The organism is Tepidibacter formicigenes DSM 15518 (assembly GCF_900142235.1).
GTDB lineage: Bacteria > Bacillota > Clostridia > Peptostreptococcales > Peptostreptococcaceae > Tepidibacter > Tepidibacter formicigenes.
The window spans coordinates 1-7,167 of sequence record NZ_FRAE01000093.1; the positions used below are offsets into that span (position 1 = coordinate 1).

Genomic DNA, 7,167 nt, shown 5'->3' on the forward strand with positions numbered 1-7,167 from the left:
GCCGTTACCTCACCAACTAGCTAATGGGACGCGGGTCCATCCTATACCGCTAACGCTTTGACTAAAATAAGATGCCTTATCTTAGTATTATCTTGTATTAGCATACCTTTCGGTATGTTATCCATGTGTATAGGGCAGGTTACCCACGCGTTACTCACCCGTCCGCCGCTAAAATCAAAGAGCAAACTCTTATCTCCTCGCTCGACTTGCATGTGTTAGGCACGCCGCCAGCGTTCATCCTGAGCCAGGATCAAACTCTCAAAATAAACTTGGCTTCATGTTTTATATCCAGAATCACATGGTGTGATTCATTATGACCTACTGTTTAATTTTCAAAGTTCAATTTGTTTTTTCCTCTTGTCGAGGACAAATAATAATATATCACCTTTATTTTATTTCGTCAACACTTTTTTTGTTTTTTTTTAAAATTTATTTATAAAAAAACAAAAAGCCGGTTTAAACCGACTTTTAAGTATATATTATATTAACATACCAGCTATAGAAGCTGTTAAGAAAGCTGCCACAGTTCCACCTATTAAGGCTTTTATACCTAATTGTGCAAGCTCTCCTCTTCTATTTGGAGCTAATCCTCCTATTCCTCCTAATTGGATTGCTATAGAAGAAAAGTTAGCAAACCCACATAATGCGTAAGTTAATATTGTTATTGTTCTAGGTTGAAGCGTCCCATTTTTAATATGTTCAGCTAGTTGTGCATAAGCAACAAATTCATTTACAACAGTTTTTGTTCCTAATAATGAACCTGCTGCAACCATATCTTGAGCTGGAACACCCATTATATACGCAAGCGGAGCACATATATATCCTAATATTGTCTCTAGATTTAATCCTTGCATCCCTACAAGATTCCCTATACTTTCAATTCCTGCATTAACCATTGCTATTAAAGCAACAAATGCAAGAAGCATTCCTGCAACATTAAGTGCAAGTTGTAATCCTTCTGATGCTCCTCTCGCTGCAGCATCTATTATATTGGCATCTATTTTTTCTACTTCAAATTGAACATTTCCTTTTGTAACCGGTTCCTCAGTTTCTGGAACTATAATTTTAGCTGCTACTAATGCGGCAGGTGCTGACATTACAGATGCTGCTATTAAGTGTCCTGCATCTACTCCCATTCCTACATATCCAGCCATAACTCCACCAGCAACCGTAGCCATTCCACCTATCATTACTGCATTTAACTCTGATTTTGTCATTTTTTCTATATATGGCTTTATAACTAAAGGGGCTTCTGTTTGTCCTACAAATATATTAGCAGCTGCTGATAAAGACTCAGCTCCTGATGTTCCCATAAATTTAGCCATAAATCCAGCAATATGTTTAATTACAAACTGCATAATTCCTAAATGGTATAATACCGACATAAGTGATGAGAAAAATATTATAGTAGGCAATACTTGAAAAGCAAATATAAATCCGAAACTATTTATATCACTAACTAATCCTCCAAACAAGAACGAAGAACCTGCTTTAGTGAAATCTAAAAGCATAGTCACAAATTCTGATAATTTTTCAAATACCATTCTTCCTATAGTAGTTTTTAAAATTATAAATGCAAATACAACTTGAATAAATATTCCTATAGATACTAATTTAGCATCTATTCTCTTCTTATTTTCAGATATTAAATAGCAAATACCTAAAAGAACAAATATTCCAATTAAACTTATAAATCTTTCCATACGTTTTCCTCCCTCGTGCACATTTTCTATCTTTTTTATACCGACAAGAAATATACTATCATATTTTGTCGTAAGATGCAATTTGAATTATAAAAAATATTTAATTATTATTTAGAATTTAATGTAATTTTATAATTTATTGAATAATAAATTTTTTATTCAATTTAATGTTCGTATATTAGGTAATTAATTTAATTTTAATTTAAGTTTTGTTAGATGCGTCTATAAAAAAAAATATGCAAATTCATGCATATCTTCATTATTTTCTAAAATTAATAATTTTTTGAATCCTTATCCACATACTTATCAACAATATCCACATTAATCCACAGAATTAAAATATTTTTGTATACCTATATAAATTGCCCATGCTATTTTATTTTGATAATCCTCTGTTTTTAATAAGTCTTCTTCTTTTAAATTTGATAGAAATCCACACTCTATTAATACTGATGGTATATCATTTCCTTTTAATAAATATAAATTATCTCTTCCTTTTGACTGTCTATTGTTGTTTTTATCTAAAACTCTTTTTAATTCTTCTTGAATTAATATAGCTAATTTTTTACCTTCTTCATCATTTTTAGGATATAGCGTTTGTGCTCCATAGTACTTTCCATTAGGAAAACTGTTCATATGTATCGATACAAATATATCTGCTTTAGATTCTTTTATAATTTTCTTCCTATTCCTTAAATTTTCATTATATTTTTGTCTTATAGTTTTATTATTTTCTTTTATATATAAGCTTTCATCTTTCTCTCTAGTTAGAAGTACCAATGCTCCACTTTCTTCTAAAAACGATCTAAGTTTTAAAGCTATCTTTAAGTTTATATCTTTTTCTAAAGCAGTTTTACCTAAAGCTCCAGGATCTATTCCCCCATGTCCAGCATCAAGTATTATAACCTTATTTGTAACAGGCATATTTATAGTAGTTTTAGATGTATTATGATTGATTAAAACTATTATACCTAATAAAATTATAAAAAAAACAAACATGTATAAATACTTCTTTTTTAAAAAAATAATCACCTATCATCACCCTATAAATGTATATGAAAAAAGACTTTGGAATATTCCAAAGTCTTTTGATAACTATCTTTTTGAGAATTGTGGAGCTCTTCTTGCAGCTTTTAATCCATATTTCTTTCTTTCTTTCATTCTTGGATCTCTAGTTAAGAATCCAGCTTTCTTTAAAGCAGGTCTTAACTCTTCATCAGCTTTAATTAAAGCTCTTGATATACCATGTCTTATTGCTCCAGCTTGACCTGTAAATCCGCCACCTTCAACTTTTACTATAACATCATACTTACCTTCAGTTTCAGTAAGAACTAAAGGTTGTCTAACTTCTCTTTTTAATGTTTCATAATCAAAGTAAGTATCTAAACTTTTTCCATTTACTACTATATTTCCTTCTCCAGCAACTAATCTAACTCTTGCAATAGAATGTTTTCTTCTTCCAGTTCCATAATATTGAACATTTGCCATAGTTAACTCCTCCTTTCAACTAAAAATAACTATATATCTAAGTTTTCTAACTTCTGAGCTGAATGGATGTGCTCAGAACCAGCGAATACTCTTAATCTTTTCATCATTCTACTTCTTAATTTATTTTTTGGAAGCATACCACTTACAGCACTTCTTATTGCTTCTTCTGGTTTTTCAGCTAAAAGTCTTCTGTAAGGTATTTCTACTAATCCACCTACATAACCAGTATGATATCTGTACATTTTTTGATCTAATTTCTTTCCTGTTAATTTAACCTTCTCAGCATTAACAACAACAACGAAATCTCCACCATCTACATGAGGAGTGAATGTCGCCTTATGTTTTCCTCTTAATATTCTTGCAATTTCAGTAGCTAAACGACCTAAAGTTTTGCCTTCAGCGTCTACTAAGTACCATTTTCTTTGAACTTCACTTGGCTTACCAATATATGTTTTCATTGCTTTCCCTCCTTACTATCCTTTTGTATAGATACATCTAACCAATTTATATATAGTCCGGGGCTAGTGGACTTATAAACACATTCTAATATATTTTAATACATTGACCCAGGTGTGTCAAGCTAATAATATACTTTTTTCAAAAACAATCCACATGCTGGAGAAGTATATCCTGCTCTATTTCGGTCTTTAGAATTTATTATATCTTTTAGACTGGTACTTATTTTTCCTCTGCCTATATCTATCAATGTTCCTACAATTATTCTTACCATATTATATAAAAAACCATTTCCTTCAATTTCTAAAATTATTAAATCTCCTTGTTTTTCTATGCTTACATCATATATCGTTCTAACAGTAGTTTGAACTGAAGATCCACTACTCATAAAGGCTTTAAAGTCATGTTCTCCTATGAGATATTTTATTTCATTTTTCATTTTATCAATGTCTAAGTCATATTTTACATGATATGAATAATTTCTATTTATAGGTCTTTTATATTTGCTATTTAGTATTATATATTTATATCTTTTCCTTCTAGCTGAATATCTTGCATGAAAATCCATTGCTACTTCTTTAGAGCCTATTATACTAATATCATTAGGGAGTTTAGAATTTATAGCATCAGGTATTTTTTCTATAGGTATTTTACTTGTTGTAATGAAATTTGCAACTTGTCCTATTGCATGTACTCCTGCATCTGTTCTTCCTGAAGAAATAAGATTCACTTCTTTTTTTGTTATTTTATAGATAGCTTCTTCTATTACCTGTTGTATAGACAATGTATTCTTTTGTTTTTGCCATCCACCATAATTAGTTCCATCATATTCTATTATAATCATAATATTACGCATATTATCACCTATATAAATCTAGTAATTGTTATTATTAAAATATATAAAAATACAATAGTATAGGCCATATAATCTCTTTTGCTCATTTTTATTTGCTTCATTCTAGTTCTGTTTTCTCCCCCTCTATAACACCTTGCCTCCATTGCCATAGCAAGTTCATCTGCTCTTCTAAATGCACTTATAAAAAGAGGCACTAATAAAGGAACTAAGTTTTTTGCTCTATTTATAATATTTTTACTTTCAAAGTCAGCTCCTCTTCCCATTTGGGCTTTCATTATTTTATCTGTTTCATCAAGAAGTGTTGGAATAAATCTTAATGCTATAGTCATCATCATTGCAAGCTCATGAGCTGGAACCCCTATCTTTTTAAAAGGATTTAAAAGTTTTTCTATTCCATCAGTTAATTCTATAGGAGATGTAGCTAAAGTGAGTAGTGATGTTCCTACAACTAAAAAAACAAGTCTTAAAACCATAAATGTGCCTTGTTTTAATCCTTCATCAGATATTTTTAAAGGCCCTATAGCATATATACTATTTCCAGGTATCATAAATACATTTATTAAAAAAGTGAATACAAGTATAAACATGATAGGCTTTAGGCCTTTCAAAATATATTTAAAAGGAATTTTTGATAATTTCAACAAAGCACCTAGAAAAAATAAAACCAAGATATATGGATAAAAAGAATTTATTATAAATAAAGAAGCCATAAATATGAATGTACCTATCAATTTAACTCTTGGATCTAATTTGTGTATTATTGAATTTGTAGGATAATATTGGCCTATGGTTATATCTTTTATCATTTCTTCTTACTCCTTATATAATTTAATATTTCTTCTTTGGCTTCTTTTATAGTTATTATGTCTTCTCTTATATTAAATCCCTTTTTTCTAAGTTTATTTGCAAGTTCTAAAACTTGTGGAATATCTAATCCTATTTCCTTCAATCTTTCCCCATTTTTAAATACTTGTCTTGGATTCCCTATTAATTCAATTTTTCCTTTATACATCACAATTATTTTATCTGCTAATTTCGCCATGTCTTCCATACTATGAGAAGATATGATAATTGTCATATTATATTTTTCATGAAGATACTTTATCTGATTTAATATTTCATCTCTTCCATTTGGATCAAGTCCAGCTGTTGGTTCATCTAATATTAAAACATCTGGATTCATTGCTATTATACCTGCTATTGCAACTCTCCTTTTTTGACCACCTGATAGTTCGAAAGGAGATCTGTCTTTAAATTTTTCATAATCAAGTCCTACAAGATTCATTGATTCTTTTACTCTATCTTTAATTTCTTCTTCACTAAGACCTAAATTATTTGGTCCAAATGCAATATCCTTATATATGGTTTCTTCAAATAATTGATATTCTGGATATTGAAAAACTACTCCAACTTTTTTCCTAATATCTGTTAAGCTTGTATTATGATTAGTTATATCTACATCATTTATTATTATCTTTCCTGATGTAGGCTTTAAGAGTCCATTTAAATGTTGAATAAGAGTAGATTTTCCTGAGCCTGTATGTCCAATAAGTCCAACAAGTTCTCCTTTTTTTATTTCACAGCTAACTCCATCTAAAGCTCTACTTTCAAAAGGTGAATCCGGATTATATACATAAACTAAATCTTTAATTATTATTGACATAAGTTCATCACCATCTCATCTACAGTTAATATATCCGAGTCTATATCTATACCTTCTTTTCTTAGTTCATATGCAAGTTCTGTCATAAATGGAACATCTAATCCTAGTTCTTTTAATTTTTCTACCTTAACAAATATTTCTCTTGGAGCTCCCTGCATTACAACTTTACCTTTTTCCATTACTATTATTCTATCAGCATCTACTGCCTCTTCCATAAAATGAGTTATATGAATTATAGTAATATTATCTTTTTTATTTAGTTTTTTTATAGTATTTATTACTTCTTTTCGCCCTGAAGGATCAAGCATAGCTGTTGGTTCATCAAATACTATACAATCTGGTTTCATAGCAATAATACCTGCTATTGCAACTCTTTGCTTTTGTCCCCCTGATAATAAATGAGGAGCCTTATTTTTAAGTTCATACATACCTACAGATTTTAAAGACTTCTCTACTCTTTTTTTTATTTCACTAGGATCAATCCCTAAATTTTCTGGACCAAAAGCAACATCTTCTTCTACTACTGTTGCAACAATTTGATTATCTGGATTTTGAAAAACCATACCTGCAGTTTGTCTTATATTCCAAAGTTTAGAATCATCTTTAGTGTTCATTTCTTTAATGAATATATTTCCTTTTGTTGGTTTAAGTATAGCATTTAAATGTTTAGATAAAGTAGATTTGCCAGATCCATTATGTCCTATAACCACTACAAATTCACCTTTTTTAATATTTAAATTGATATCATCCAAAGCTTTTGATTGTAATCCCTCTTGAATATACTCAAAAGAAACATTTTCAATTTTTATTATATCACTCATAATTATACCTCTCTTTAGTTAAATACAATCTAAATTATATTATATAGAAATAGAGAGTTTTTTAAAAGGATTAAAAGTATTTTTATAAAAAAGTCTTTATTCTAAAGATTTTAAATGTAGACTTTTTTGAAATTTCATGGCGCCAACGAATTCTAACGAATTCCGTTGCTTAAAATTCAT

8 protein-coding genes and 1 rRNA gene are annotated in these 7,167 nt (G+C 29.5%); all 9 read right to left on the minus strand.

Annotated features, from left to right (window positions below; all coding sequences use genetic code 11):
* Positions 1-266, minus strand: a 16S ribosomal RNA gene (locus BUA77_RS12235); the annotation flags it as partial.
* A 213-nt stretch (positions 267-479) separates the two neighbouring features.
* Entirely contained in the window at positions 480-1,703 is a 1,224-nt protein-coding gene (locus BUA77_RS12240; protein ID WP_072890676.1) for a NupC/NupG family nucleoside CNT transporter, read from the minus strand.
* 321 nt (positions 1,704-2,024) lie between these two features.
* A complete protein-coding gene (gene cwlD / locus BUA77_RS12245) occupies positions 2,025-2,735 on the minus strand; it encodes an N-acetylmuramoyl-L-alanine amidase CwlD (RefSeq protein ID WP_242939124.1) in 711 nt (236 codons plus the stop codon).
* Between the two features lie 63 nt (positions 2,736-2,798).
* Positions 2,799-3,191 (minus strand): 30S ribosomal protein S9, encoded by a 393-nt coding sequence (rpsI, locus tag BUA77_RS12250; RefSeq protein ID WP_072890679.1) that lies wholly within the window; start codon positions 3,189-3,191, stop codon positions 2,799-2,801.
* Positions 3,192-3,220: 29 nt separating this feature from the next.
* Entirely contained in the window at positions 3,221-3,649 is a 429-nt protein-coding gene (gene rplM / locus BUA77_RS12255) for a 50S ribosomal protein L13 (protein WP_072890682.1), read from the minus strand.
* Positions 3,650-3,771: 122 nt separating this feature from the next.
* The gene (gene truA / locus BUA77_RS12260) at positions 3,772-4,503 is read right to left on the minus strand and encodes a tRNA pseudouridine(38-40) synthase TruA (protein WP_072890684.1); all 732 of its coding nucleotides are present in this window, start codon (positions 4,501-4,503) and stop codon (positions 3,772-3,774) included.
* An 8-nt stretch (positions 4,504-4,511) separates the two neighbouring features.
* Positions 4,512-5,309 (minus strand): energy-coupling factor transporter transmembrane component T family protein, encoded by a 798-nt coding sequence (locus BUA77_RS12265; protein ID WP_072890687.1) that lies wholly within the window; start codon positions 5,307-5,309, stop codon positions 4,512-4,514.
* Positions 5,306-6,166, minus strand: coding sequence for an energy-coupling factor transporter ATPase (locus BUA77_RS12270; protein ID WP_072890690.1), 861 nt, complete (start codon positions 6,164-6,166; stop codon positions 5,306-5,308). The genes BUA77_RS12265 and BUA77_RS12270 overlap by 4 nt, the downstream gene beginning before the upstream one ends.
* Complete coding sequence (locus tag BUA77_RS12275; protein ID WP_072890693.1) at positions 6,157-6,987, minus strand: energy-coupling factor transporter ATPase; 831 nt, start codon at positions 6,985-6,987, stop codon at positions 6,157-6,159. Before BUA77_RS12275 ends, BUA77_RS12270 begins: the two co-directional genes overlap by 10 nt.
* Positions 6,988-7,167 lie beyond the last annotated feature (180 nt).